Source organism: Pseudomonas sp. FEMGT703P (genome assembly GCF_002786345.1).
Classification (GTDB): Bacteria; Pseudomonadota; Gammaproteobacteria; order Pseudomonadales; family Pseudomonadaceae; genus Aquipseudomonas; species Aquipseudomonas peli.
In genome coordinates this window covers 129,030-153,781 of the sequence record NZ_PGCM01000012.1, presented here as the reverse complement: position 1 = coordinate 153,781, position 24,752 = coordinate 129,030, and the positions used below count along the sequence as shown (strand labels likewise).

23 protein-coding genes are annotated in these 24,752 nt (G+C 62.4%); 12 read left to right on the top strand and 11 right to left on the bottom strand.

Features of this window, described 5'->3' with window-relative positions; all coding sequences use genetic code 11:
- Positions 1–9 precede the first annotated feature (9 nt).
- From rsfS to CUR33_RS18350, 3 genes are read right to left on the bottom strand one after another with little or no spacing between them, the layout of a single operon-like run.
- Positions 10–381, bottom strand: coding sequence for a ribosome silencing factor (rsfS, locus tag CUR33_RS18360; protein ID WP_160090215.1), 372 nt, complete (start codon positions 379–381; stop codon positions 10–12).
- A 40-nt stretch (positions 382–421) separates the two neighbouring features.
- Entirely contained in the window at positions 422–1,096 is a 675-nt protein-coding gene (nadD, locus tag CUR33_RS18355; protein WP_289240510.1) for a nicotinate-nucleotide adenylyltransferase, read from the bottom strand.
- Positions 1,096–2,361, bottom strand: coding sequence for a glutamate-5-semialdehyde dehydrogenase (locus CUR33_RS18350; RefSeq protein ID WP_289240509.1), 1,266 nt, complete (start codon positions 2,359–2,361; stop codon positions 1,096–1,098). The genes nadD and CUR33_RS18350 overlap by 1 nt, the downstream gene beginning before the upstream one ends.
- A gap of 264 nt (positions 2,362–2,625) precedes the next feature.
- Here CUR33_RS18350 and CUR33_RS18345 point away from each other — a divergent pair, with 264 nt between their 5' ends.
- Positions 2,626–3,855 carry an alpha/beta fold hydrolase gene (locus CUR33_RS18345; protein WP_289240508.1) on the top strand — a complete coding sequence of 410 codons (1,230 nt, stop codon included), beginning with the start codon at positions 2,626–2,628 and terminating at the stop codon, positions 3,853–3,855.
- A gap of 52 nt (positions 3,856–3,907) precedes the next feature.
- Here CUR33_RS18345 and CUR33_RS18340 read toward each other — a convergent pair whose 3' ends face one another.
- Positions 3,908–4,762 (bottom strand): class I SAM-dependent methyltransferase, encoded by an 855-nt coding sequence (locus tag CUR33_RS18340; protein ID WP_289240507.1) that lies wholly within the window; start codon positions 4,760–4,762, stop codon positions 3,908–3,910.
- 108 nt (positions 4,763–4,870) lie between these two features.
- Between CUR33_RS18340 and CUR33_RS18335 the strand changes: the two genes are divergently transcribed.
- Positions 4,871–5,587, top strand: a complete 717-nt coding sequence (locus tag CUR33_RS18335; RefSeq protein WP_289240506.1) for a DNA-3-methyladenine glycosylase — start codon at positions 4,871–4,873, stop codon at positions 5,585–5,587.
- The gene (locus CUR33_RS18330; protein WP_289240505.1) at positions 5,584–6,900 is read left to right on the top strand and encodes a bifunctional DedA family/phosphatase PAP2 family protein; all 1,317 of its coding nucleotides are present in this window, start codon (positions 5,584–5,586) and stop codon (positions 6,898–6,900) included. The genes CUR33_RS18335 and CUR33_RS18330 overlap by 4 nt, the downstream gene beginning before the upstream one ends.
- On the opposite strand, the gene CUR33_RS18325 is transcribed toward CUR33_RS18330, so the two are convergent.
- From CUR33_RS18325 to CUR33_RS18315, 3 genes are read right to left on the bottom strand one after another with little or no spacing between them, the layout of a single operon-like run.
- A complete protein-coding gene (locus tag CUR33_RS18325; protein ID WP_289240504.1) occupies positions 6,894–7,481 on the bottom strand; it encodes an LON peptidase substrate-binding domain-containing protein in 588 nt (195 codons plus the stop codon). The two genes, CUR33_RS18330 and CUR33_RS18325, sit on opposite strands and share 7 nt — an antisense overlap.
- Positions 7,482–7,491: 10 nt before the next feature.
- Positions 7,492–8,208: an LrgB family protein gene (locus tag CUR33_RS18320; protein ID WP_448703202.1), complete on the bottom strand. Its 717-nt coding sequence runs from the start codon at positions 8,206–8,208 to the stop codon at positions 7,492–7,494.
- Entirely contained in the window at positions 8,205–8,564 is a 360-nt protein-coding gene (locus CUR33_RS18315; protein WP_160089210.1) for a CidA/LrgA family protein, read from the bottom strand. Before CUR33_RS18315 ends, CUR33_RS18320 begins: the two co-directional genes overlap by 4 nt.
- 221 nt (positions 8,565–8,785) lie before the next feature.
- Between CUR33_RS18315 and CUR33_RS18310 the strand changes: the two genes are divergently transcribed.
- From CUR33_RS18310 to CUR33_RS18285, 6 genes are all read left to right on the top strand, one after another.
- The gene (locus tag CUR33_RS18310; RefSeq protein WP_257777746.1) at positions 8,786–9,241 is read left to right on the top strand and encodes a MaoC family dehydratase; all 456 of its coding nucleotides are present in this window, start codon (positions 8,786–8,788) and stop codon (positions 9,239–9,241) included.
- Between the two features lie 139 nt (positions 9,242–9,380).
- Complete coding sequence (locus CUR33_RS18305) at positions 9,381–11,108, top strand: C13 family peptidase (protein ID WP_289240503.1); 1,728 nt, start codon at positions 9,381–9,383, stop codon at positions 11,106–11,108.
- Positions 11,109–11,169: 61 nt separating this feature from the next.
- Entirely contained in the window at positions 11,170–11,811 is a 642-nt protein-coding gene (locus CUR33_RS18300) for an oxidoreductase (protein ID WP_289240502.1), read from the top strand.
- Positions 11,812–11,831: 20 nt separating this feature from the next.
- Entirely contained in the window at positions 11,832–12,170 is a 339-nt protein-coding gene (locus CUR33_RS18295) for a DUF5629 family protein (protein ID WP_160089216.1), read from the top strand.
- 18 nt (positions 12,171–12,188) lie between these two features.
- Positions 12,189–12,800 (top strand): class I SAM-dependent methyltransferase, encoded by a 612-nt coding sequence (locus CUR33_RS18290; RefSeq protein ID WP_289240501.1) that lies wholly within the window; start codon positions 12,189–12,191, stop codon positions 12,798–12,800.
- Between the two features lie 116 nt (positions 12,801–12,916).
- Positions 12,917–15,466 (top strand): EAL domain-containing protein, encoded by a 2,550-nt coding sequence (locus CUR33_RS18285; RefSeq protein ID WP_289240500.1) that lies wholly within the window; start codon positions 12,917–12,919, stop codon positions 15,464–15,466.
- 51 nt (positions 15,467–15,517) lie between these two features.
- On the opposite strand, the gene CUR33_RS18280 is transcribed toward CUR33_RS18285, so the two are convergent.
- The 4 genes from CUR33_RS18280 to CUR33_RS18265 form a co-directional block, all read right to left on the bottom strand.
- Positions 15,518–15,817: a YceK/YidQ family lipoprotein gene (locus tag CUR33_RS18280; protein WP_289240499.1), complete on the bottom strand. Its 300-nt coding sequence runs from the start codon at positions 15,815–15,817 to the stop codon at positions 15,518–15,520.
- Positions 15,810–16,442, bottom strand: a complete 633-nt coding sequence (ubiX, locus tag CUR33_RS18275; RefSeq protein WP_167147278.1) for a flavin prenyltransferase UbiX — start codon at positions 16,440–16,442, stop codon at positions 15,810–15,812. Before ubiX ends, CUR33_RS18280 begins: the two co-directional genes overlap by 8 nt.
- A complete protein-coding gene (gene mpl, locus CUR33_RS18270) occupies positions 16,443–17,795 on the bottom strand; it encodes a UDP-N-acetylmuramate:L-alanyl-gamma-D-glutamyl-meso-diaminopimelate ligase (RefSeq protein ID WP_289240498.1) in 1,353 nt (450 codons plus the stop codon).
- Positions 17,796–17,924: 129 nt separating this feature from the next.
- Positions 17,925–19,826 carry a sigma-54-dependent Fis family transcriptional regulator gene (locus tag CUR33_RS18265; RefSeq protein ID WP_289240497.1) on the bottom strand — a complete coding sequence of 634 codons (1,902 nt, stop codon included), beginning with the start codon at positions 19,824–19,826 and terminating at the stop codon, positions 17,925–17,927.
- Between the two features lie 302 nt (positions 19,827–20,128).
- Here CUR33_RS18265 and exaC point away from each other — a divergent pair, with 302 nt between their 5' ends.
- From exaC to CUR33_RS18250, 3 genes are all read left to right on the top strand, one after another.
- Entirely contained in the window at positions 20,129–21,649 is a 1,521-nt protein-coding gene (exaC, locus tag CUR33_RS18260; protein ID WP_289240496.1) for an acetaldehyde dehydrogenase ExaC, read from the top strand.
- 181 nt (positions 21,650–21,830) lie between these two features.
- Positions 21,831–23,279 (top strand): ethanolamine permease, encoded by a 1,449-nt coding sequence (eat, locus tag CUR33_RS18255; protein WP_090255645.1) that lies wholly within the window; start codon positions 21,831–21,833, stop codon positions 23,277–23,279.
- A 66-nt stretch (positions 23,280–23,345) separates the two neighbouring features.
- A complete protein-coding gene (locus CUR33_RS18250) occupies positions 23,346–24,740 on the top strand; it encodes an ethanolamine ammonia-lyase subunit EutB (protein WP_282876803.1) in 1,395 nt (464 codons plus the stop codon).
- Positions 24,741–24,752: the final 12 nt, after the last annotated feature.

The following is a 24,752-nucleotide window of genomic DNA, read 5'->3' as shown; positions in this document are numbered from 1 at the left end:
TGCGCGTCCTTATTCCTGCTCTGGGCCCGGCTCGGCGCTGAACTGCGCACGGCTCTGCTCAGCACCTTGCCACAGACGCTCAAGGTCATAGAACTGGCGAGCTGTCGGCAGCATCACGTGAACCACGATGTCGCCGAGGTCGAGCAGTGCCCACTCGCCGGTGTCCATGCCTTCAGTGCCGATCGGGCGCACGCCCTGTTCCTTGACCTTCTCCAGCACGTTGTCGACCAGCGACTTGACGTGACGACTGGAGGTGCCACTGGCGATCAGCATGAAATCGGTGATGCTGGTCTTGCCGCGCACGTCGATGGTGGTGATGTCCTGCGCCTTGATTTCTTCCAGAGCGCTGATGGCCAATTTGACCAGCTCTTCGCTCTGCATTTTGCTTGCGTTCGTCATAACTAACTCGTTTGCCTCGTGTTCAATTCGCACCACGGTACAGTCCGTGGGCATGGATATAGGCCAGTACCGCGTCAGGCAACAGAAAACGTGCCGACTTTCCGCTCGCCAGTAGCGAACGGATCTGGGTAGCCGACACCGCCAGAGGTGTCTGCCAGATAAAAGCAATCTGCCCACTCGGCCCACTCAGGGCCGATGGGGCACTCACACTGCGCGCCGCCAACAGATTGCGCAGCGCCTCGGGCGCTTCACTGTCGGCATCCGGCCGTTGCAGCACCAGAATATGGCAGTGCTGCAGCAACTCATCCCAACGCTGCCAACTGGGTAAACCGCAGAAGGCATCCCAGCCCAGCAGCAGAAACAGCTGATCATCCACTGCCAACTCACTGCGCAACGACTCCAGGGTGTCAATGCTGTAGGACGGTTTGTCGCGTTGCAGCTCGCGATCATCCACCTGCAGCACCCCGGCATCGGCTACCGCCAACCTGACCATGGCCAGGCGATCCTCAGCACTGACCTCTGGTGCGCTGCGGTGCGGCGGCCGCGCGCTCGGGATCAGACGCAACTCATCAAGCTGCAGCGCATCGGCCACTTCCACAGCGCTGCGCAGATGGCCGATATGCACCGGATTAAAGGTGCCGCCTAGCAGACCGATGCGTCGGGCGTCGGTACGTCGGGCGCCGCTGCGCTTGGCCATCAGGTACGAATGTGTCCGTCGCCAAACACCACGTACTTCTCGCTGGTCAGCCCATCCAGGCCGACCGGGCCACGGGCGTGCAGTTTGTCGGTGGAAATACCGATCTCCGCGCCCAGGCCGTATTCAAAACCATCGGCGAAACGAGTCGACGCGTTGACCATCACCGAGGCGGAATCCACTTCGGTAAGGAAGCGCCGCGCATCACTGAAGTTCTCGGTGATGATCGCGTCGGTGTGTTGCGAGCCGTAATGGTTGATGTGCTCGATGGCCGCATCCAGCGAGTCGACGATGCGAATCGCCAGGATCGGCGCGTTGTATTCGGCAAACCAGTCGTCTTCGCTCGCTTCCAGCACGTCACTGCCTAGCAGCGCGCGGGTCGCGGCGTCGCCACGCAGCTCAACACCTTTGTCGCGGTAGATCGCCGCCAGCGGCGGCAGCACCTTGTCAGCCACCGAGGCATGCACCAGCAGAGTTTCCATGGCGTTGCACGGCGAGTAGCGGTGGGTCTTGGCGTTATCAGCAACGCGAATGGCCTTACCGAGGTCAGCAGCCACATCGATATACACGTGGCACACGCCGTCCAGGTGTTTGATCACCGGCACCTTGGCGTCACGGCTGATGCGCTCGATCAGGCCCTTGCCGCCACGCGGCACAATCACGTCAACAAATTCCGGCATGGTGATCAGCGCACCAACGGCGGCACGATCCGTGGTTTCCACCACCTGCACGGCGCTGGCGGGCAAACCGGCTTCGGCCAGACCGAACTGAATGCAACGGGCAATCGCCTGATTGGAATGAATGGCTTCGGAGCCGCCACGCAGGATGGTGGCGTTACCGGACTTCAGGCACAGGCTGGCGGCGTCGATGGTCACGTTCGGCCGCGACTCATAGATGATGCCGATAACGCCGAGCGGCACGCGCATCTTGCCGACCTGAATACCCGACGGCAGGTAGCGCATATCGCGGATCTCGCCGATGGGATCGGGCAGCGTGGCGACCTGACGCAAACCTTCGATCATCGAGTCGATCACCGCCGGCGTCAGCGCCAGACGGTCAACCATGGCCGGCTCCAGACCATTGGCGCGCGCGGCGGCCAGGTCCAACTCGTTGGCGGCAGTCAAATCGCTACGCGCGGCATCCAGCGCGGCGGCGGCGGCCTGCAGGGCACGGTTCTTCTGCGCGGTACTGGCGCGCGCCAGCACACGCGAGGCGCTGCGGGCGGCCTGTCCCAGGCGGGTCATATAGTCGAGCACGGACTCAGTCATGGTCTTGGCAGGTCTGGCGGTTGAAAAAAGTCGCTGAGTATAACGGTCGCGCCGCTCCACGCCCAGCGCTGCGCGGCGGACGGTAGACACTGCGTTCGCCACAACCCGCGGTAACGCCGCCAAGCCCCACACAGCAAGCCACCGGAAGAAACAGTGACACCACAGACCATCAGCCGCCCGAAGGTTAGGTAAACAAAAACCGTCCGAATGTTTACCTTGCCATCACAAGCAAGACAGGCGGCCGACCGCCGGGGTGGGATCAGCATGCATTACCGTACCGACTACTGCGCCGCACAACTTAACGAAGCCCCACAGGTGCTGCATATCGGCGACCTGCGCCTGCACTACCAGGCCTACGCCTGCCGCAGCCACGACACTCGCCCGCCCGTATTGCTGTTGGGCGGCGCATTCCAGAGCTTTCGCTCGTTTGCCGCCGAGGTCAGCGAGCTGCTCGGCGAACACCCGGTGATCCTGCTCGACTTGCCCAGCCAGGGCGGCAACCTGCAACTGGTGCCGGACCTCACCCTGGAACAACTGGCCGACCTGATCGCCGCCTTCGCCGAAGAACTCGACCTGCCGCCGCTGATGCCCATCGGCCTGTCCTACGGCTCAGCCTTGGCCGCGCTGTTTGCCGCGCGTCACCCCGAGCGCTGCGCCCGTGTGCTGCTGGCCGGGATCACCGCGTTCGGCCGCCCCGGTGCGCGCCTGCTGCTGCAGGAAGGCTTGGCGCTGCTGGCCGAAGGGCGCTGCGAGGCCTTTGCCCATGGCGCACTGACCGGCCTGCTCAACCCTTTGCGCCTGGAGCAGACCGGCGTAGCCCCGGTATTTCGCAAGGCGTTGCTGCGGCAGATCCAGCGCCTGTCAGCCGCCGATATCGAGCGCTACCGGCAGAACAGCCAGCGCCTGCTGGATTTTCAGGGCTTTCACGCTCACCCCAGCTGCCCGACCCTGGTGCTGGCCGGCGAATATGACCACTTCACCCAACCCTGGGAACACGCGCACTTTGCCGCCGCCTGCGCCCAGGCCAGTTGCGCGCTGATCCACAATGCCGATCACTTGGCCCAGTTTGAACAGCGCGACGCCTGCGCCAGCCTGTACAACCCGTTCCTACGCGGCGACGCCCTACCGAGCCGCACCCCGGGCAGCAGCCTGCTGAGCAACCCGCAGCTGCTGCAGCTGGAAAAACGCCACGAGCCGCGCCTGCCGCCCAGCCAGCGCCAAGCGCGCCTGCAGCATGCCGAGGGTGGCGAATGGAGGGTGGACATCAGTGAATTGGGCTTCTTCGGCGGTTTACTGCAGGGCAACCTGCCGACTATTGGAAGCGGCCGCGGTTGGCTGCTCCTCTGCAAAGACCTGCCCGCACAGCCCATACTCGCACTGCGCCATGATCAAAACGGCCTGGCATTTGTCTTCCCGCACAGCGATCAGCACGCCAGCCAGACGCTGGCCACGCACTTTCAACGGCAGCCCCTGCCGGCAGCAGCCTGTGCCTAGCGTCTGCTCCGGAGCTGTTTAGCGCAGGCAATACCGCTCTCAAAACAGACTCTTAGACCCGCGCCTCAATCACCCGCACCAGCCCGGCATTACGCGATGGCGCCAGGCCAAGCGTCTGGGCCGTGCGGCTCGGGTCGAATACTTCGACCCGGCCAAAACCGCAGCGCTGAAAGCCCTGCACAATCGCCTGATCATTGCGGTAGTGCAGCGGGTAATTGCCACGGGTCAGCCGCCCGATCAGGTCGACGCCCCAGCGTAACTGGCGGTAACGCGGGTGTTCGCGTAGGTCAGGGTACAGCTCGGTCAGGTAGGTGGCCTGCGGGAACTGCCGCAGCTGGTCGGCCAGGCGCGTCCAGAATGACTCGATCAGCGCCAGCTCGAAGTAGTTCACCAAGCCTTCGGTGATGACCACCACCGGCTTGCTGTGATCCAGCTCGGCGAACAGCGCCGCCAGACTTTTACCACCCTCCTCGGCGAGGATATCCACCGCACGCACTTGATGCTGACTGCCCAGCCAGCCTTCAGCATTCAGCAGCAGGCGCTTACGCGCGGCCATTACCGGTAGATCCGCCTCAACATAGCGCAGCTGCGGGTAACGCGCGGTAAAGCGCCGTCCACGCGGCGACAGGCCGCAGGCAATCTCCACGACCTGGCACACGCCGCCCTGCTCAATCGCCGCCGTCAGCTGCGCGTCGATCTGCAAGTGCCGCTGCAGCAGAAACTGCTCAATATCCAGCCCGAACCCCACCCGCGCGCCCCAGGTAATCGGGCTGAGTAAGCCATGCACAAACCGCCCGAAGCCCGTCACGAAGACGGCATCGGCCAGCTGATGGCGATACCAGATATAGCCGGTGTAGTGGGCGCTGGGGCTGATATGGGCACTGCTGACGCGAGCACGTTCAGACATGGTTAAGACTCTTATTGTTATGATCGCAGGCCTTTAAACGGTGCGCTGTTGAGCACCTGATACGGCAACAATCCCAGCCTATGCCCTGCAGAGTAAGCACAACACCGCATGTCAGCCGATCCCAACCTTAGTTTGCCCTGGCCCCGGGGCCGGGCATTGCCCGCGAGCTTCTTCGACCGCGATGCGCGCCTACTGGCCCGCGAGCTGCTCGGTAAAGTGATTCGCCATCGCCACGGCGAGCAATGGCTAAGCGCGCGCATCATCGAAACCGAGGCCTATTACCTGAGCGAAAAAGGCAGCCATGCCTCGCTCGGCTATACCCACAAGCGCCGCGCACTGTTTATGGAAGGCGGACATATCTATATGTATTACGCCCGTGGCGGCGACTCGCTGAACTTCAGCGCACAAGGCCCAGGCAATGCGGTACTGATCAAATCTGCCTACCCCTGGCAGGATGCCAACAGCGACGCAGACGCACTGATACAAATGCAGGAAAACAACCCCAACGCCCAAGGCCAGCCACGCAGCACTGCAACCCTCTGCGCAGGGCAGACACTGCTGTGCAAGGCCCTGGGCCTGAAAGTGCCGGACTGGGATGCTCAGCCCTTCGATGAGCAGCGCCTGTTTGTCGAAGACCTCGGCGAGCGCCCGCAACACGTTGTGCAATGCGCGCGCCTGGGCATTCCCCACGGCCGGGATGAACTGCTGCCGTACCGGTTTGTCGATGCTGCCTTTGCACGTCACTGCACACGCAACCCATTACGGCGCGGCCAACAGGCCGGCCAAGACTACTACTTGCTAACCCCCACGGATGACCACCGATGAGCCAATGGTTCGACACCCTAACCCTGTGGCTAAGCGCCAACCCCGAATGGCTGGGCCTGGCGATCTTTGTCATTGCCTGCGTCGAATGCCTGGCCATTGCCGGGATCATCGTGCCGGGCACTATTCTGCTGTTTACTGTGGCAGTCCTGGCCGGTAACGGCGCGCTGTCACTGTGGGAAACCCTGCTATTGGCCTACTTCGGCGGCTTGCTCGGTGACGCGCTGTCCTATGCTATCGGCCGCTATTTTCATCAGGATATTCGCCGCCTGCCGTTGTTGCGCAGCCACCCCCAGTGGTTGAGCGCGGCCGAGGTTTATTTTCAGCGCTACGGCGTCGCCAGCCTGTTGGTCGGCCGTTATATCGGCCCGCTGCGGCCGATGCTACCGATGGTCGCCGGCATGCTGAACATGCCGCTCCCGCGTTTTATCGCCGTCAGCCTACTGGCAGCTGCCGGCTGGGCCATGGCCTACATGCTACCGGGCTGGGCCACGGGTGCCGCCTTGCGCCTGCCGCTACCGGAAGGGTTCTGGCCACAAGCCGGCGCCGTAGCGGCAGGCGTGGCCATCGTGGTCGGCCTGAGCATTCAAGGCAGCATGCGCGGGCAACGCCACGCCAGCCTGCTGGCGGCCGGCGCCTGCCTGGTGCTGCTGGTCGGCATGATGCTCAGTTGGCCGCTGCTCAGCCACTTTGATCAGGGCCTGCTGGCCCTGGTGCAGGAACAACGCAGCAGCACCCTCGATACACTGATGGTGCTGATTACCCACCTCGGCGACCTGCACACTCAAGTGGCGGCGGCAGTGCTGCTGTGCCTGATTCTGCTGGCTACCCGACAGTGGCGCAGCCTGTGCCTGGCCATCGGCGCCACGCTTGGCACCGCCCTGGCGAATGGCGCGCTAAAAGCCCTGTTTGCGCGAAGCCGTCCAGATGTACTGCTGGAACCACTGGGCAGTTTCAGCTTCCCCAGCGGCCACAGTTCAGCGGCTTTTGCCTTCTTTCTGCTGCTCGGCATACTCGCGGGTCGCGGCCAAGCGCCACGCATGCGTCTGACGTGGCTGCTGCTGGCCAGCCTGCCGGCGGCGGCAATCGCGCTCTCTCGGGTCTACCTCGGGGTGCATTGGCCCAGCGACATCATCGCCGGGGCCATGTTGGCGGGCTGTTTCTGCGCCCTGAGCCTGGCGCTGGTGCAATGGCGCGCACCACTGCCTGCTCTGACGGCAAGAATCTGGTGGCTATTGCTGCCGGCGATTCTGGCGCTGCTCGGCGGCATCGCCACCTGGCAGCTGTCCACCGGCCTGCTGCTGTATCGCTACTGATGACCGCCCTGCAGCAGCTCCAGCAACGCCTGCAACCGTTCTAGCCGCAGCTGCACGTCCGGCATTTCGAGCAGTTGCAGCTTCTGTTCGGCGTCCAGCGGCAATAGGTAGGCCAGCTGATTGGCCAGGGCCTCCTGGCCCGCTGGCGCACTCGCCATGCCCAGTGAGGCCACCAACGGGTGAGCGCTCAGCGCACCGAGCAATGCTGCCAAATCCGTATGCTCAGCCTCCAGCGGCTGCTCCGGCTGCTCGTCCAGCCACTCGACGTCGCCCAGGGTCAACTGATCCGGCAGCACCTGAGCGCGCTGCACGCGAAAACGCCGACCACCCTCGACGCGAATCCCCAATAAGCCATTGGGCCGCTGCTCAAAATCGCGAATCAACGCCTCGCAACCGATCGCCGAGAATTGCCCCGCGGCCTCGCCCACCTCGGCGCCATCAATGATGCACACCACACCAAAGCCCTGCCCTTGCTTCATGCAGCGGCTGACCATGTCCAGGTAGCGTGCTTCGAATATCTGCAAGTCGAGCATGCAGCCGGGAAATAACACAGTGTTCAGTGGAAACAGCGGCAGGGTCACACACACCTCCTTATAGCCACAACAGAATCGCCAGCGGCAGCAGCACGGCTGTGAATACGCCCATCAGGCTCATCGCCAGGGCTGAAAACGCACCACACTCCTCACCTTCCTGCAGTGCACGGGCGGTGCCAACCGCATGCGCGGTCAGGCCCAGGGCCATGCCCAGTGCAGCCGGGTGATGCACGCCACAGCGCTTGAGCAGCGCCGGGCCGATGATGGCGCCGATGATCCCGGTGATCATCACAAACACCGCAGCCAGGGCAGCAATCCCGCCAATCTGATTGGCCACCAGCATGGCAATCGGTGAGGTCACCGACTTGGGCGCCATGCTCATCAGCATGATCTGCTCGGCGCCGAAGACCCAGGCCAGGGTAATGCCTAAGACAGTGGCGACCACACCAGCCACCAGCAAGGTGACCAGCGTCGGCCAGAACAACTGGCGAATACGCCGCAGATTAAGGAACAGCGGCACCGCCAGCGCCACCGTGGTTGGCCCGAGGAACAGTGTCAACGCGGCGGCGCTGTCCTTGTATTCGGCAAAGGTCAGGCCGCAGGCCAAAAGAATGCCGATTACCGCAAGCATCGATAGCAGCACCGGCTGCAGAAACACCCAGCGGGTTTTCTCGTAGGCGGCAATCGCCAGTTGATAAGCACCAAGGGTGATGCCTACACCAAATAGCGGGTGATGGATCAACGCCTGCCAGGCGGTGTGCCAGTCCAGACTCATGCGTCCTCCCGGCGTTGTTGGCGGTCAATCAGCTTCTGCATCAGCCAGCCGGCAAACACGATCGAGATCAGCAATGACAGCAACAGCGCACCGGCAATCGCCCAAAAGTCGGCAAAGATATCCTCGGCATAGGCCATCACGCCCACCGCTGGCGGTACCAACAGCAGCGGCAGGTATTTCAGCAGACTGGTAGAGGCCAGATGCAGCGGCTCGCCGACTTCTCCGCGCAGCAGCAGGAAGACGAACAACAGCAACATACCGATGATTGGCCCCGGCAAAATCGGGATCAACAGGACATTCAGCGCAGTGCCGAGCAACTGGCATAGCACCAGCCAGGAAAGGCCGCGTAGCAGCATGATGGGTAATCTCCGAATCGTATGATCCCAGACGCAGTGCCGCGCATTATAAGCAGAAGCACCCGGCAAGGGCCGGTTTACAGCGGTTGCGCACGAGCCAACGGCATACCTTGCCCCATCGCAATAGGCACTTGACCCTGCGTCGAACCCATGATGATCTTAGGGCAGAAGGATTTTACGCCCCCCAAAAAAAACAACACTTGCGTCTTCAAGGAGAAACCATGACATCAGTACCCGCCGCTGAATTGCCCAGCTATATCGGTAAAGAGCTCGGCCGTTCCGATTGGCTGACCATCGACCAGGAACGCATCAACCAGTTTGCCGAATGCACAGGTGATCACCAGTTCATCCACGTCGACCCGGAGAAAGCCAAGCTCACCCCCTTCGGCAGCACCATCGCCCACGGCTTTCTCTCGCTGTCACTGGTGCCCAAGTTGATGGAAGGCATCATGATCATGCCTAAAGGGCTGAAGATGGCCGTCAACTATGGCCTGGACAGCGTGCGCTTTATCCAGCCGGTGAAGGTCAATTCCAAAGTCCGCCTGGTGGTGACGCTGACGGATGCCACTGAGAAGAACCCAGGCCAATGGCTGCTCAAAGCCAAAGTGGTACTGGAGATTGAAGGCTCGGAAAAACCCGCCTACATCGCCGAGCCACTGACCCTCTGCTTCGTCTGATTACCGCCGCCGGATCAAGGCGCACCTGCATCTGCGGTGCGCCTTTTGTATTTTTAAATGCCCGACGGTGCGCTCAATCACGGCACTCCGGGCGTGTTAAGGCATACTCGGCATCGACCTTCTAGCCTGGATTTTCTGCATGCGCACGCTAGCCCGCCTGGCCCCTCTGAGTCTCGCCCTGTTGTTGGCCGCTTGCGGTGATGGCGAACCCTTACTGCCCCCCAATGCCGTGCTGCCTGATGGTGGCCGCTACCGTGGCGAAGTTGTCGACGGTCTGTTGCAAGGTCCTGGCCGCCTGGATTACAGCGATGGCAGTTACTACGACGGGCTGTTCAAGGACGGTCAGTTCAACGGCCCGGGCGAATGGCGCAGCAAGCACGGCGAGTTCTACAGTGGCGAGTTTCAGAACGGAGACTTCCACGGACAAGGCAGCCTCACCTACAGCGATGGCAGCCGTTACGAGGGCGGTTTTATCAACGGCAGGCCCAGTGGCGAAGGTCACCTAAAAAGCAGCCAATTGGAATACCGCGGTGAGTTCAGCAAGGGCCAATACAGCGGGCTGGGCAAACTGCAATGGAGTAACGGTGCCAGCTTCCAAGGCCAGTTCCAACAAGGCGAACCCGACGGCCAGGGTGTGCTCACCGACGCCGAAGGCAATGTGTACACCGGCACCTTCGATAACAGCCAACTTAACGGCCAGGGCAGCTTCAAGAATGCGGATGGCGACCTGTACAGCGGCCAGTTCCGTCATAACCAGTTCCACGGCAAGGGGCGCTACCAAAGCGCCGCTGGCGACGTCTGGAGTGGCCGCTTTGTGAACGGCAGCCTCACCGGCAAAGGCGAATTCAAGGGCAGCGACGGCAGCCATTACGCAGGCCAGTTCGACGATTGGAGCTACCACGGTGAAGGTCACCTAAACCTGGCCGACGGCAGTGCCTATCAAGGCAACTTCGCCTACGGCAGCTACCAAGGCAATGGCAGCCTGACCCTGGCCGATGGTACCCAGCAAAGCGGCACCAGGCAGAACGGCCGACTGATTCGTGATGCCGAGGGCAAGGCCATACCGGACGCCCTGGCCACCGGCCTGCTGGAGCAAGGCCGCCTGCTTGACGCCGCCATCGCCAAGCTGCCCGCCTCAACGTCGGCTATCGAGCTGTATGCCCTGACCCTGGCGGGTGACGGCAAGCAGAGTGTGTTCATGCGCGAAGCCGACTATGTCGGCAACCTGCTGCAGGAGCGCTTCGCCGCCCACGGCCTGATCACCTTGGTCAACCACCGTGACCATCTGACCGATCGCCCCCTGGCCACCAGCGCCAGCTTGAGCCGCAGCATTCAAGCCCTGGCCGAGCGCAGCGGCAAGGAAGACCTGATCTTTATTTACCTGACCAGTCACGGCTCGGCGCAACACGAGCTGAACCTCGACCAGCCACGCATGCAGCTCGATGACCTGCCGGCCAGTGAGCTGGCAGCCCTGCTCGAACCGCTTAAGGATCGGCACAAGGTGCTGGTGATCTCGGCCTGCTACTCCGGTGGTTTTATCCCCAAACTGCAAGATGACAAGACCCTGATCATCACCGCTGCGCGCGCCGACCGCGTGTCCTTCGGTTGCTCAGAGGAAAACGATTTCACCTACTTCGGCCGCGCCCTGTTTGCCGAAGCACTGCAGCAGACCGATGACCTGCAGCGCGCTTTCAAACTGGCCAAGGCCAGCGTTGCCGAACGCGAAAAATCCGACGGTTTCGAACCCTCCGAACCACAGATCTGGCCTGCAAAAGCGGTGCTCGCACAATGGCGTACGCTGCGCGAACAACAGGCCGAGCGCGCCCTGAACAATGCACTTGAGGCGCAATCTGCGGTCAACCGCTAACAGCCATGCGCGCCACCAACGGCCTGATAAGCTGATTGATATCAGCGGAGAACCTCACACTATGTATTTAACACCCCAGCACATCCTCCTCGCAGGTGCCACCGGACTGACCGGCGAACACCTGCTGGATCGCCTGCTGAACGAGCCCACCGTCGCCCGCGTACTGGCCCCCAGCCGCCGCCCGTTGGCAGCCCATGCACACCTGGAAAACCCGCAAGGCGAACTGCTGACCTTGCTGCCGGAACTGAGCGGCAAGGTCGATACCGCCTTCTGCTGCCTGGGCACCACGATTAAACAGGCCGGCTCGCAAGAGGCTTTTCGTGCGGTCGACCATGACCTGGTACTCGCCTTCGCCGAACGCGCACGCGCCCTCGGCGCACGTCACCTGCTGGTGATCAGCGCCCTCGGTGCAGATGCCAACTCCACCGTGTTCTACAACAAGGTCAAAGGCCAAATGGAGCAGGCCCTGCGCGCGCAAGGCTGGCCGCAGTTGACCATCGTCCGCCCTTCGTTACTGCTGGGCGCCCGCCAAGAGTTTCGCCTTGGCGAGCGACTGGCCGCGCCCTTTATGCGCTGGTTACCGGGCCAGTACCGTGGCATTGAAGCCACCGTACTGGCCCGCGCGCTGTGGCGCTTGGCGCTGGAAGAGGATGCCGGCACCCGCGTGATCGAATCAGACCAACTGCGCCGTCTCGGCCGCTAACGACAAGAAGCCATCGACCTATGAGCACCACCCCGCACGACCTGATCAGCGCCCTGAGCGGCGCCGATATGCTGGAAATCGACGAGCTGCATGCCTGGCAGTTCAGCCTCAACGACGATCAACTGGCTCAACATCATGCCGGCACCACGCCCACTGACGATGCGCCGCTGCTGAGCATCGAATGCATGGACGGCCGCGCCCTGCGCAAATGGCATTTCAACCTGGCCCAGGTAATCGCCGCACGTTTTGATGGTGAGGCCGACGCCTGGCGCATCAGCGGCACGGCCGGCGTGCACCTGATCAAGTGTTTTGCCGCTGTCAGCGGCGACAACAGTGATCTGCCAGACGACGCCGAATAACTCTGCCGAGGGCAACCCGTGGGCCTGTATGACCGCTACCTGCTGCCACACCTGATCGACTTCGCCTGCGGCATGGGCGCGGTGATGAAAGCCCGCTCGCAACTGGTGCCACTGGCCCACGGCCGGGTACTGGAAATCGGCATCGGCAGCGGCCTTAACCTGGCCTTCTATGATGCCGCAAAGGTCAGTGTGATCATTGGCGTCGACCCCAGCGCCGATATGCAGAAACTGGCCAGGCAACGGGCTGCCGCGATCAGCATTCCAGTGGAGATGATTGCCCTCGAACTGGGGCAGATTCAGGCCGACGACGCCAGCTTCGACAGCATTGTCTGCACCTTTACCCTGTGCACCATTCCTGATGCTGTAGCCGCACTGAAAGAAATGCGCCGCGTGCTCAAACCTGGCGGTCGCCTGTTGTTCTGCGAACACGGCCTGGCTCCCGAGCTGCCCGTGCTGCGCTGGCAGAACCGCCTGACCCCGCTGTGGAAGCCGTTAGCCGGTGGCTGCCACCTCAATCGCGATATCCCGGCGTTGATCACAGCCGGCGGATTTCAGATTGGCGAGCTGAGCAATCGCTACCTCAAAGGGCCAAAACCCATGACCTATATCTACCAAGGCTGGGCCTACTGAACCACGCCTGACGACCCATCACGCGGCAAATCGCTCGTTGCCATCATCCCGCCACACCCCAGGCCATATTCTGGCTATCGTTAGGCTACGGACTTTGCATAGAAGTAGCCCCACGCATGATGCGCCTGCTCACTCGACATCTCACCGCCCTGCTGCTCTTCACCGTGGGTTTCACAGTCACGCCTTATAGCGGCGCGCAGTCTCGTGCGGTCAGCGTGGGGGTCTACGCCAACGAGCCGAAAATCCTCCTGGATCAAGAGGGCAAACTCTCCGGCATTCTCGGCGAGCTGCTGAACGAGATCGCCCGCCAGGAAAATTGGCAACTGCAACCAAGGCCCTGCGAGTGGCAGCAATGCCTGGAGCTGGCGCAGAGCGGCGAGATCGACCTGATGCCGGACGTGGCCTATAACGACAGCCGCGCAGAGGTACTCGACTTTCACACAGTGCCTTCGCTGGTCAGCTGGTCGCAGGTGTACAGCAACGAGAACCTGCAACTGAAATCCGTACTCGACCTCAAAGACCTGCGCATTGCCGTCCTGCAAGGCTCGGTGCAGGAGGACTACCTGCGTGGGCTGCTGGACAGCTTCGACTTGAAAGCGCAATTGATCGGCGTACCCAGCTTGCAGCAAGGGTTTGCCCTGGTAGCGGACGGGCATGCCGACGCCGTAGTCGCCAACCAGCGCTTTGGTGATTTCCATGCGCCGAGCTACCGGCTGCAAAGCTCCTCAATCATGTTTCAGCCTGCGCAACTGTTCTACGCCACCCGCAAAGGACAAAACGCCGATTTACTGGCCGCCATCGATCAGCACCTGGCGAACTGGCAGAACTCGCCGTCCTCTGTGTACTACCAAACCCTGCTGCGCTGGGGCGGTGAGCGGCCACGCCTGCTGATCCCCACGGGTGTCTGGTGGGGGCTGGCGACCCTGGTACTGCTGCTGATTGCTGCCTTGGGCGGCGCCTGGCTGTTACGCCGCCAGGTGCATGAGAAGACCCGCCACCTGCAGGCCGGCGAAGCACGCCTGAACACCATCCTCGACAGCGTTGAGGCGTACATCTACATCAAGGATGTGCAGCTGCGTTATCAATATGCCAACCGCAAGGTCTGCGAGCTGTTCGGCCAGAACCTTGAGCAGGTGATTGGCAAAACCGATGAACAGTTCTTCGACATCGACACTGCAACCAACCTGTATGACAACGACAGTCGCGTACTCACACTCGGCGAACGGGTGCAGACCGAGGAAATCAATCGCAGCCTGGACGGCAACACGCAGCACGCCTTTCTCTCGGTCAAGCTGCCGCTGCGCGACGATCACGGCAAGATTTACGCGCTATGCGGCATCTCCACTGACATCACCGAACACAAGAAGAACCTCGAAAAAATCAACCAGCTGGCCTTCTACGACCCACTCACCGGACTGCCCAACCGCCGTCTACTGCTCGACCGCCTGCAACAGGCCCTGGCCAAGCATGCCCGCGGCCTGCAACAGGGCGCACTGCTGTTTATCGACCTGGACAATTTCAAAGACCTCAACGACACCCTTGGCCACGACATGGGCGACCAGTTGCTGCAGCAGGTCGCCGAACGCCTGAGTAGCCATGTGCGCGCCCAGGACACCCTGGCTCGTCTCGGCGGCGATGAGTTTGTGTTGATGCTCGAAGGCCTGAGCCTGAAGCCTGAACAGGCCGGCCAACAGGTTGAACACGTCGGCAACAAGATCATTAAGGCGCTCGCCGTGCCCTACACCCTGCAAGGCCGCAGCTATATCAGCACGGCCAGCATCGGCATCGCCCTGTTCCCCATGGAGGAGAGTACGGTCGACGAGGTACTCAAGCGTGCCGACATGGCCATGTACCAGGCCAAAGCTGCCGGCCGCAACGCGTTGCGCTTTTTCGACCCGGCGATGCAGGCCGAAGTAAGCGCCCGCGCCAGCCTGGAAAGCGACCTGCGCCAGAGCCTCGACCAGCACGACTTTATCCTGCACTACCAACCTCAGGTGGATGCTCACGGACAACTGGTCGGCGCCGAGGCCCTGGTCCGCTGGCTGCACCCAATACGCGGGCTGGTGCCGCCGGGCGAATTCATTCCCCTGGCAGAAAGCACGGGGCTTATTCTGCCGCTGGGTCGCCTGATCTTGCGTGCGGCGTGCCAACAGCTGGTGGCATGGGCCAATGATTCACAGCTGGCGCAACTGACACTGGCGGTCAACGTCAGCGCCCGGCAGTTCCACCATCCCGACTTTATTGAAGACGTGCTTGCTGCCCTCGCGGAAAGCGGCGCCAAACCTGAACGCCTGGAGCTGGAACTGACCGAAAGCCAACTGGTGGAGGATGTGGAAACGCTGATCGACAAGATGAGTCAGCTAAAAGCACGTGGCGTGCACCTGGCGCTGGATGATTTTGGCACCGGCTACTCCTCACTCAACTACCTCAAACGCCTGCCACTGGATAAGCTGAAGATCGACCAATCCTTCGTCCGCGACCTGCTCGAACACCCCAGCGATGCCGCCATCGTGCGCACCATCCTGGCGCTGGGAGCCAACCTCAACCTCAGCGTAACCGCCGAAGGCGTAGAAACTCAGGCGCAGTACGAGGCCCTGCAAGGCATGGGCTGCAGGCGCTTTCAAGGCTACCTGTTCGCCAAACCGGGGCCAGCGCAGAACATTTAGCACTGGCCATCAGCACCCATACAGCCAAGCCAATGATCCGCCAGCTGGCGATCACAACCCGCCGCTGATACCCAGATTCAAGCCAATGGCCGTCGCCAGGGACAGCGGTAGCAGCAGGGTGTCGAGCAATGCGCTGACCGGCAGATCAGCCGCCGGATACGCCGGGGCTTCGGCGCCGAAGCGGTCCGTGGCGCAGCAGCCGCCTTGCAGCGCATACAGGTTAAGCCGTGTGCCGGCGTAAACCACCGGCGCATCGGGCTTGGCGGCATCCAGGGTGCGTACGGTGGCGCAACCGCTGAGCGACAGGGCCAGGCTCAGGCCCAGAACGAGGCAACCCAGCCGCTTATTCATCAGGGCTGATCTGATGATGTTCTCCCCAACGCGGCAGCATGTCCTGGGGAATATTCAGGCAATTGAGTATCCGCGCCACGACGAAATCCACCAGGTCATCAATGGTCTGCGGCTGGTGATAAAAGCCCGGAGCGGCCGGCAGGATAATCGCACCCATGTTCGACAGTTTGAGCATGTTCTCCAGATGAATGCTGGAGAACGGCGCCTCACGCGGCACCAGAATCAATTGACGACGCTCCTTGAGGGCCACGTCGGCGGCGCGCTCAATAAGGTTGTTGCAGGCGCCATTGGCAATCGCCGAGAGTGAGCCGGTGCTGCATGGCACCACCACCATCGCAGTGGGCGCACCCGACCCAGAGGCCGCCGGCGCCATCCAGTCTTCTTTGCCAAACACGCGAATTTGCCCCGGCGCGGCGCCGGTGTACTCGCTCAAGAATGCCTGCATGGCCTGCGGTTTGCTCGGCAGGCTGACATCCGTTTCGGTGGCCATGACCAACTGCGCGGCCTTGGAAATCAGAAAGTGCACCTCGCGCTCTTCCTGCACCAGGCAGTCGAGCAGGCGCAGGCCGTATTGAGCGCCGGACGCGCCCGTCATAGCCAAGGTAATACGTTCAGGACCGGACATTTATGCCTCCAAGGCCGCAGCCAACTTGCCATGCAAGCCGCCAAAGCCGCCATTGCTCATCACCACGACCTGGGTGCCCGGTGCCGCTTCTGCCTTGACCCCTGCAATGATCGCGTCCAAGGAATCGCAGACCTGAGTCGGCACGGTCGACGTAGCCACGGTACCAGCCAGGTCCCAGCCGAGATTCGGCGGCGCGTACCAGTACACCGAGTCGGCCTGCACCACAGACTCCGGCAGGCCATCACGGTGCGCGCCGAGCTTCATCGAGTTGGAGCGCGGCTCGACGATGGCGATCAATTTGGCGTCGCCGATGCGTTTGCGCAGACCATCCAGGGTGGTGGCAATCGCCGTAGGGTGATGGGCGAAGTCGTCGAAGATGGTCACGCCCTTCACTTCGGCGACCTTCTCCATGCGCCGCTTGGCGTTGATAAAGCCGCACAGCGCGGCGATGCCCAGCTCCGGCAACACGCCGACATGCCGCGCCGCCGCCAGCACCGCCAGGGCGTTGGCGACGTTGTGCTGGCCGGTCAGCTGCCAATCCACGGTGCCGGCAACCTTGCCTTCGAAACTGACTTCGAAGCGCGAGCCGTCGGCACTGAGCAGACGCGCCTGCCATTGGCCGCCATCACCTGTGGTTTGCACCGGGGTCCAGCAACCCATCTGGATAACGCGTTTGAGCGCTGGTTCAGTGGTCGGGTGAATGATCAGGCCGTCACCCGGAATGGTGCGCACCAGATGGTGGAATTGCCGCTCGATGGCCGCCAGATCCGGGAAGATGTCCGCGTGATCAAACTCCAGGTTATTCAGGATCGCGGTACGCGGGCGGTAGTGGACGAACTTGCTGCGCTTGTCGAAGAAGGCGCTGTCGTACTCGTCGGCTTCCACCACAAAGAACGGCGTGCCACCCAAACGCGCGGATATGCCGAAGTTCTGTGGCACGCCGCCAATCAAGAAGCCCGGGCTCATGCCGGCATGTTCCAGCACCCAGGCGAGCATGCTCGAACTGCTGGTTTTACCGTGGGTACCGGCCACCGCCATCACCCAACGACCCTGCAGCACATGGTCGGCCAACCACTGCGGGCCACTAACATAGGGCAGGCCCTTGTTCAGCACATACTCCACCGCCGGGTTACCGCGCGACAGGGCATTGCCGACCACCACCAGATCCGGTGCGGGGTCGAGCTGGGCGGCGTCGTAACCCTGGGTCAGCTCGATACCCTGAGCTTCCAACTGGGTGCTCATGGGCGGGTAGACATTGGCGTCGGAGCCGGTCACGCGGTGGCCGAGTTCCTTGGCCAGCACGGCCAGCGAGCCCATAAAAGTGCCGCAGATGCCGAGAATATGGATATGCATGATTTACCTTGAAGGCGTCGTCAGAGCCGGTGAATAAGGCGGGATAAAAACTGGCCGCAGATTAGCACAGCGCCGCCGCCCCGCAGAGGCTTGGCGGCGCGCTGCAGGGCGTGGTTCAAGAGGCGCAGCTCAAAGCGTTGAGCGCAGCTTGATCCCGTGTTTACGCAACTTGCGGTACAGGGTGTTGCGGCTGATGCCTAGCTGCTCGGCGCTGCGACTCATCTGCCAGTGCTGCGCCTCTAGGACCGCGAGCAACGCCTGGCGTTCGGCGTCGCCTAGCTGGTCGGGCCTGGCGTTGGGTATCAGGGCAAGTGCGGGGCGTGCATGGAGAATCTCGGCGGGCAGCTCGGCGTGGCTGATCACGCCGTTTTCGCACAGGGCGCAGAGGGTGCGCAGCACATTGCGCAGCTGGCGCACATTACCCGGCCAGGAATAGGCGAGCAGCGCCTCGCGAGCCGCATCATCAAGCCGTGCAGATTGTCCACGCGCCTCTTCGGCCAGCAGGAAATCCAGCAGCGCCAGCTTGTCGCTGCGGTCACGCAGCGGCGGCAGGTCGATCACCAAGCCATTAAGGCGATAGAACAGATCCTGGCGAAACTCGCCGCTGGTTACCCGTTCGTTCAGGTCGCGGTGGCTGGCGCTGATCACCCGCACATCGATGGCTTGCGATTCGCCGCCAATCGGTTCGACCCGGCGTTCTTCAAGCACCCGCAGCAAGCGGGTCTGCAGCGCCAGCGGCATATCGCCGATTTCATCGAGAAACAGCGTGCCGCCATCGGCCTGTTGCAGCTTGCCGCGCATGCCTTCCTTGCGCGCACCGGTAAAGCTGCCACCGCGATAGCCGAACAGTTCGCTCTCGATCAGGCTCTCGGGAATTGCCGCGCAGTTCAGCGCAACAAAGGGTTTACCGCCACGCGAGCTGACCTGATGCAGCGCCTTGGCGAAGGCCTCCTTGCCGGTGCCGGTTTCGCCGCCGATCAGCAGCGGCACGTCGCGCTCGTACACCCGCAGGGCGCGACGAAAATCGTCCTGCAAGCCAGGGTCGGCCAGGCACAGCCCAGGCGTTGCCAAGGTCGCCGCCAGTGCCTGAGCACTGCGCCGAGGCTGACCGCGCAACACGGTAAACAGCAGCTGGCCACGCTGGGTATACAACGGCCAACTGGCGCTGGGCTGCGCCGAGGCGCGGCCGAGCAGGTCATCCAGGCGGCAGTCGAATACCTCGACCAAGGTGCGCCCGAGCAGTTGCCGACGCGACAGGCCGAGCAAGTTGATCGCACTCTGATTGACCGCACTCACGCGTCCATCGCCATCGAAGGCCAACAGCCCTTCGCTGAACTGGCCGATATATTCGGCTTGAGCATGGAAGCGCAGCAGCCATTCGCCTTCATAGCTGCGCAGGAAATGGCAGCCCTCGATGGCTTTGGCCGACAGGTTGACCAGGGCCATGGTGTGGAACTGGCTCTGCCGCGATACGTCATGCCGCGCCGAGGACACATCCAGCACCGCCAGCAACTCGCCATGCGGATCGAAAACCGGGCTGGCCGAGCAAGTCAGACCGGTATGTCGGCTGCGGAAATGTTCATTCTGGTGGATGGTCAGCGGCTGGCGCTCGACCAGGCAGGTGCCAATGCCATTGGTGCCTTCGCAGGCTTCGCTCCAATCGGCACCAAGCCATAGCCCGGCTTGCTCGAAGGTGCGTTTTTCCGCCTGCTCGGTGACGCAGTTGAGGATCACCCCACGGGCATCAGTCAGCAGCACCGCGTGGCCGCTGCCGGCCAACTGGCGGTGCAGGCTGTTCATCTCATTGCTGGAAATCTCCAGCACCTGTTGCAGCTGCTCACGTCGCTCGAGCATATGCGCGTGCTCAATCACCGCCGGCGGCATGCTCTGCGCCGGGTCGAGGTGATGCTGCTGCAGACAACGCAGCCAGGAGCGCGCCACCGAGGAATCGGCAGCCGGGCCGGCGAGTTGTCCGCGCCCTTGAGCCACGGTCAGCACCTGCTGGGCGTGGCGGCTTGCTGGGTTGTGCATTGTTATTGTTCTCCGCGTTGGAGTTGCACGTGATGGCCGAGCATCTACCAGCTTTCCGGCCATTGCAAGACACACTGACCGGTGAGTCACCATGCTGTATCGCCCCTGGCACAGAGTGTCACGCGGGCTGTATCAGGTCTGATACAACTCGCGCAGCGCAATTCCCAGCAAATGCCACGCAACCGCTCTAGAACGGGCATCGTGTATGCCTGGCCCAGCCCTTGCTCTGTTTCTGCACAAGCGCCACAGCGCGCCGTTCGCTGCATCACCAGAACAAGCATAAGAACCAGGAGATATTCAGCATGCGTTACGCCCATCCCGGTACCGAAGGTGCCCTCGTTTCCTTCAAATCCCGTTACGGCAACTACATCGGCGGCGAGTTTGTCGCGCCGGTCAAAGGCCAGTACTTCACCAACACCTCGCCGGTGAACGGCCTGCCGATTGCCGAGTTCCCGCGCTCCACTGCCGAGGATATCGACAAGGCCCTGGACGCTGCCCATGCCGCCGCCGATGCCTGGGGCCGTACGTCGGTGCAGGAGCGCTCGCTGACCCTGCTGAAGATCGCCGACCGCATCGAGGCCAACCTGGAAGTGCTGGCCATCACCGAAACCTGGGACAACGGCAAAGCCGTGCGCGAAACCCTCAATGCGGACATCCCCCTGGCCGCCGACCACTTCCGCTACTTCGCCGGCTGCCTGCGCGCCCAGGAAGGCAGCGCCGCCGAGATCGACGGCAACACCGTGGCCTATCACATTCATGAACCGCTGGGCGTGGTCGGGCAGATCATCCCGTGGAACTTCCCGCTGCTGATGGCCGCCTGGAAACTTGCACCGGCCCTGGCCGCCGGCAACTGCGTGGTGTTGAAACCGGCCGAACAAACGCCGCTGGGCATCAGCGTGCTGATGGAGCTAATCGGCGACCTGCTGCCGCCGGGCGTGCTCAACGTGGTGCAGGGTTACGGTAAAGAAGCAGGCGAGGCCCTGGCCACCAGCAAACGCATCGCCAAGATTGCCTTCACCGGCTCGACTCCGGTGGGCGCGCACATCATGAAATGCGCCGCCGAGAACATCATCCCGAGCACCGTGGAACTGGGCGGCAAATCGCCGAACATCTTCTTCGAAGACATCATGCAGGCCGAGCCGAGCTTTATTGAAAAAGCCGCTGAAGGCCTGGTACTGGCCTTCTTCAACCAGGGCGAGGTATGCACCTGCCCATCCCGCGCGCTGGTGCAGGAATCGATCTACCCGGCCTTTATGAAAGAGGTGATGAAGAAGGTCGAGCAGATCAAACGCGGCGACCCGCTGGACACCGACACCATGGTCGGCGCCCAGGCCTCCGAGCAGCAGTTCGACAAGATCTTGAGCTACCTGGAAATCGCCAAGCAGGAAGGCGCTGAACTGATGACCGGCGGCGCAGTGGAAAAACTCAGCGGCACCCTGGACGGCGGTTATTACATCCAGCCGACCCTGCTCAAGGGCCACAACAAGATGCGCGTGTTCCAGGAGGAGATCTTCGGCCCGGTGGTCAGCGTCACCACCTTCAAGGACGAAGCCGAAGCCCTGGCGATTGCCAACGACACCGAGTTCGGCCTCGGTGCTGGCCTGTGGACCCGCGACATCAACCGCGCCTACCGCATGGGCCGGGCGATCAAGGCCGGGCGCGTGTGGACCAACTGCTACCACCTCTACCCGGCGCATGCCGCATTCGGTGGCTACAAGAAGTCCGGTGTCGGCCGTGAAACCCACAAGATGATGCTCGACCACTACCAGCAGACCAAGAACCTGCTGGTCAGTTACGACATCAACCCACTCGGCTTTTTCTGAGCCCCTGCGCAACCGCAGCCGATGCTCGGAAACGACATCGGCCTGCCAGCCCGCGCCCAGGTCTAGACCAGAGGCGTAGTTGGCACAGCGGTTGCTGATCCACTGGGTAACACTTTTCCCTCAAATACCTACAAGCCTGACCGGGCGTGCGCTGCGGCCAGCTTGTTGATAAGGAATTCCCATGGCAGCAGAACAAATCAGTGCGGTAGGTCTACCGCAAGGCACCGATTTAGAGCAGGTCGATGCCGATTACTTCCAAAGCAGACAATTGAAGAAGGGCGCAGCTGGCTGGGTATTGCTGGTCGGCCTGGGCGTTGCCTACGTGATTTCCGGCGATTACGCCGGCTGGAACTTCGGTCTAGCCCAGGGCGGCTGGGGCGGCATGTTTCTCGCCACCTTGCTGATGGCGCTAATGTACCTGTGCATGTGCTTCTCCCTGGCTGAACTGTCCTCGATGATCCCCACCGCCGGTGGCGGTTATGGCTTTGCCCGCAGCGCTTTCGGCCCCTTGGGCGGCTTCCTTACCGGTACGGCGATCCTTATCGAATACGCCATTGCTCCAGCGGCGATTGCGGTGTTTATCGGCGCTTACTGCGAGTCGCTGTTCGGCATTGGCGGCTGGGCGATCTACCTGGCCTTTTATGTGCTGTTTATCGGCATCCATATCTTCGGCGTCGGTGAGGCGTTGAAGCTGATGTTTATCATCACCGCCGTGGCGGCGATTGCCCTGGGCGTGTTTATCGTCGCGATGGTGCCGCACTTCTCGGTGGCCAACCTGCTCGATATTCCGGTGACTGAAGCCACCGGCGCCAGCAGCTTCCTGCCATTCGGCTATGTCGGCGTGTGGGCGGCGATCCCCTATGCGATCTGGTTCTTCCTCGCAGTCGAAGGCGTGCCACTGGCCGCTGAAGAAACCCGCAACCCGCAGCGCGATATGCCACGCGGGCTGATCGGCGCCATGCTGGTGCTGCTGGCCTTTGCTCTGCTGATTCTGGTGGTTGGCCCAGGTGGCGCCGGCGCCAACGCGCTGATGGCCTCCGGTAACCCACTGGTGGAAGCCCTGACCATTGCTTACGGCGAGTCCACCTGGATGAGCAGCTTCGTCAACCTGATTGGCCTGGCCGGTTTGATTGCCAGCTTCTTCTCGATCATCTACGCCTACTCCCGGCAGATCTTCGCCCTGTCGCGCGCCGGCTACCTGCCGCGTTCGCTGTCGCTGACCAACAAGAACAAGGCGCCGGTACTGGCGCTGATCGTGCCTGGCCTGATCGGCTTTGCTCTGTCGCTGACTGGCCAGGGTGACCTGCTGATTCTGGTGGCGGTGTTCGGCGCCACCATCTCCTACGTGTTGATGATGGCCGCGCACATCACCCTGCGCGTGCGCCGTCCGGAGATGCATCGCCCGTATCGCACCCCAGGCGGCATCGTCACCTCGGGCATCGCCCTGGTGCTGGCCTGCGTGGCCGTGGTTGCCGGCTTCCTGGTCGACCCACGGGTGGTGATTGGTGCCGCGATTATCTACGCCGTGCTGATCGCCTACTTCGCCCTGTACAGTCGCCACCATCTGGTGGCCGGTACGCCGGAAGAAGAATTCGTCGCCATCGGTAAAGCCGAGGCCGCGCTCAAGTAGCCAAGTAATCAAGTAACACCGCCGCGCTGGCGCAACTGCGCTAGCGCGGCGTTTGGGAGACATGCGATGTCCAGTTTTCAGCATACGGTAGGCGGTGAAACCTACCGTTTCGACAGCCTCGCCGAGGTCATGGCCAAGGCCAGCCCGGCGCGCTCCGGCGACTTTCTCGCCGGTGTAGCGGCGAGCAATGCCGGCGAACGGGTCGCGGCGCAGATGGCCCTGGCCGATATTCCGCTCAAGCATTTCCTAACCGAGGCGCTGATTCCCTACGAAGCGGATGAAGTCACCCGGCTGATCATCGACAGCCATGACCTGGCGGCCTTTGCCCCGGTCAGCCACCTGACCGTCGGCGGCTTTCGCGACTGGCTGCTCGGCGACAGCGCCGACGAAGCCAGCCTGCGCGCCCTCGCCCCCGGCCTGACCCCGGAAATGGCCGCTGCGGTATCGAAGATCATGCGCGTGCAGGACTTGGTGCTGGTGGCGCAGAAAATCCGTGTGGTCAGCCGTTTTCGCAACACCGTCGGCCTGCGCGGGCGCATGTCCACCCGCCTGCAGCCCAATCACCCGACCGATGAACCGGCCGGCATCGCCGCGAGCATTCTCGACGGCCTGCTGTACGGCAACGGCGACGCCATGATCGGCATCAACCCGGCCACCGACAGCATCAGCTCCATCTGCGACATGCTGAAGATGCTCGACGGCATCATCCAGCGTTATGAAATCCCCACCCAGGCCTGCGTGCTGACCCACGTCACCACCTCGATCGAGGCGATCAACCGTGGCGTGCCGCTGGATCTGGTGTTCCAGTCGATTGCCGGCACCGAGGCGGCCAACGCCAGTTTCGGCGTCAGCCTGAAAATTCTGCAGGAAGGCTACGACGCCGGCCTGAGCCTCAAACGCGGCACCCTCGGCGACAACCTGATGTATTTCGAAACCGGCCAGGGCAGCGCGCTATCCGCTGGCGCCCACCATGGCCTCGACCAGCAAACCTGCGAGACCCGCGCCTATGCAGTGGCTCGGCACTTCAAGCCATTTCTGGTGAATACCGTGGTCGGCTTTATCGGCCCGGAGTACCTGTATAACGGCAAACAGATCATCCGCGCCGGCCTGGAAGACCACTTCTGCGGCAAGCTGCTGGGCCTGCCGATGGGCTGCGACATCTGCTACACCAACCACGCCGAAGCCGATCAAGACGACATGGACGTGCTGCTGACCCTGCTGGGCGTGGCCGGGATCAACTTCATCATGGGCATCCCCGGCTCCGACGACGTGATGCTCAATTACCAGACCACCTCCTTTCACGACGCACTGTATGCCCGGCAGAGCCTGGGGCTGAAACCTGCCCCTGAGTTCGAAGGCTGGCTGCAGCGCATGGGTATTTTCACTCAGGCCGATGGTCGCCCGCGCATGGGCAACAGCCTGCCGCCGGCGTTTCGTCAGGCGTTGGCGCAGCTTGGTTAACTAAGGAGCCGC

Coding starts and splice junctions, on each gene's coding strand:
- rsfS (WP_160090215.1), bottom strand. CDS start 381: ATGCAGAGCGAAGAGCTGGTCAAATTGGCCATCAGCGCTCTGGAAGAA.
- nadD (WP_289240510.1), bottom strand. CDS start 1,096: ATGGCCAAGCGCAGCGGCGCCCGACGTACCGACGCCCGACGCATCGGT.
- CUR33_RS18350 (WP_289240509.1), bottom strand. CDS start 2,361: ATGACTGAGTCCGTGCTCGACTATATGACCCGCCTGGGACAGGCCGCC.
- CUR33_RS18345 (WP_289240508.1), top strand. CDS start 2,626: ATGCATTACCGTACCGACTACTGCGCCGCACAACTTAACGAAGCCCCA.
- CUR33_RS18340 (WP_289240507.1), bottom strand. CDS start 4,762: ATGTCTGAACGTGCTCGCGTCAGCAGTGCCCATATCAGCCCCAGCGCC.
- CUR33_RS18335 (WP_289240506.1), top strand. CDS start 4,871: ATGTCAGCCGATCCCAACCTTAGTTTGCCCTGGCCCCGGGGCCGGGCA.
- CUR33_RS18330 (WP_289240505.1), top strand. CDS start 5,584: ATGAGCCAATGGTTCGACACCCTAACCCTGTGGCTAAGCGCCAACCCC.
- CUR33_RS18320 (WP_448703202.1), bottom strand. CDS start 8,208: ATGAGTCTGGACTGGCACACCGCCTGGCAGGCGTTGATCCATCACCCG.
- CUR33_RS18315 (WP_160089210.1), bottom strand. CDS start 8,564: ATGCTGCTACGCGGCCTTTCCTGGCTGGTGCTATGCCAGTTGCTCGGC.
- CUR33_RS18310 (WP_257777746.1), top strand. CDS start 8,786: ATGACATCAGTACCCGCCGCTGAATTGCCCAGCTATATCGGTAAAGAG.
- CUR33_RS18305 (WP_289240503.1), top strand. CDS start 9,381: ATGCGCACGCTAGCCCGCCTGGCCCCTCTGAGTCTCGCCCTGTTGTTG.
- CUR33_RS18300 (WP_289240502.1), top strand. CDS start 11,170: ATGTATTTAACACCCCAGCACATCCTCCTCGCAGGTGCCACCGGACTG.
- CUR33_RS18295 (WP_160089216.1), top strand. CDS start 11,832: ATGAGCACCACCCCGCACGACCTGATCAGCGCCCTGAGCGGCGCCGAT.
- CUR33_RS18285 (WP_289240500.1), top strand. CDS start 12,917: ATGATGCGCCTGCTCACTCGACATCTCACCGCCCTGCTGCTCTTCACC.
- CUR33_RS18280 (WP_289240499.1), bottom strand. CDS start 15,817: ATGAATAAGCGGCTGGGTTGCCTCGTTCTGGGCCTGAGCCTGGCCCTG.
- ubiX (WP_167147278.1), bottom strand. CDS start 16,442: ATGTCCGGTCCTGAACGTATTACCTTGGCTATGACGGGCGCGTCCGGC.
- mpl (WP_289240498.1), bottom strand. CDS start 17,795: ATGCATATCCATATTCTCGGCATCTGCGGCACTTTTATGGGCTCGCTG.
- CUR33_RS18265 (WP_289240497.1), bottom strand. CDS start 19,826: ATGCACAACCCAGCAAGCCGCCACGCCCAGCAGGTGCTGACCGTGGCT.
- exaC (WP_289240496.1), top strand. CDS start 20,129: ATGCGTTACGCCCATCCCGGTACCGAAGGTGCCCTCGTTTCCTTCAAA.
- eat (WP_090255645.1), top strand. CDS start 21,831: ATGGCAGCAGAACAAATCAGTGCGGTAGGTCTACCGCAAGGCACCGAT.
- CUR33_RS18250 (WP_282876803.1), top strand. CDS start 23,346: ATGTCCAGTTTTCAGCATACGGTAGGCGGTGAAACCTACCGTTTCGAC.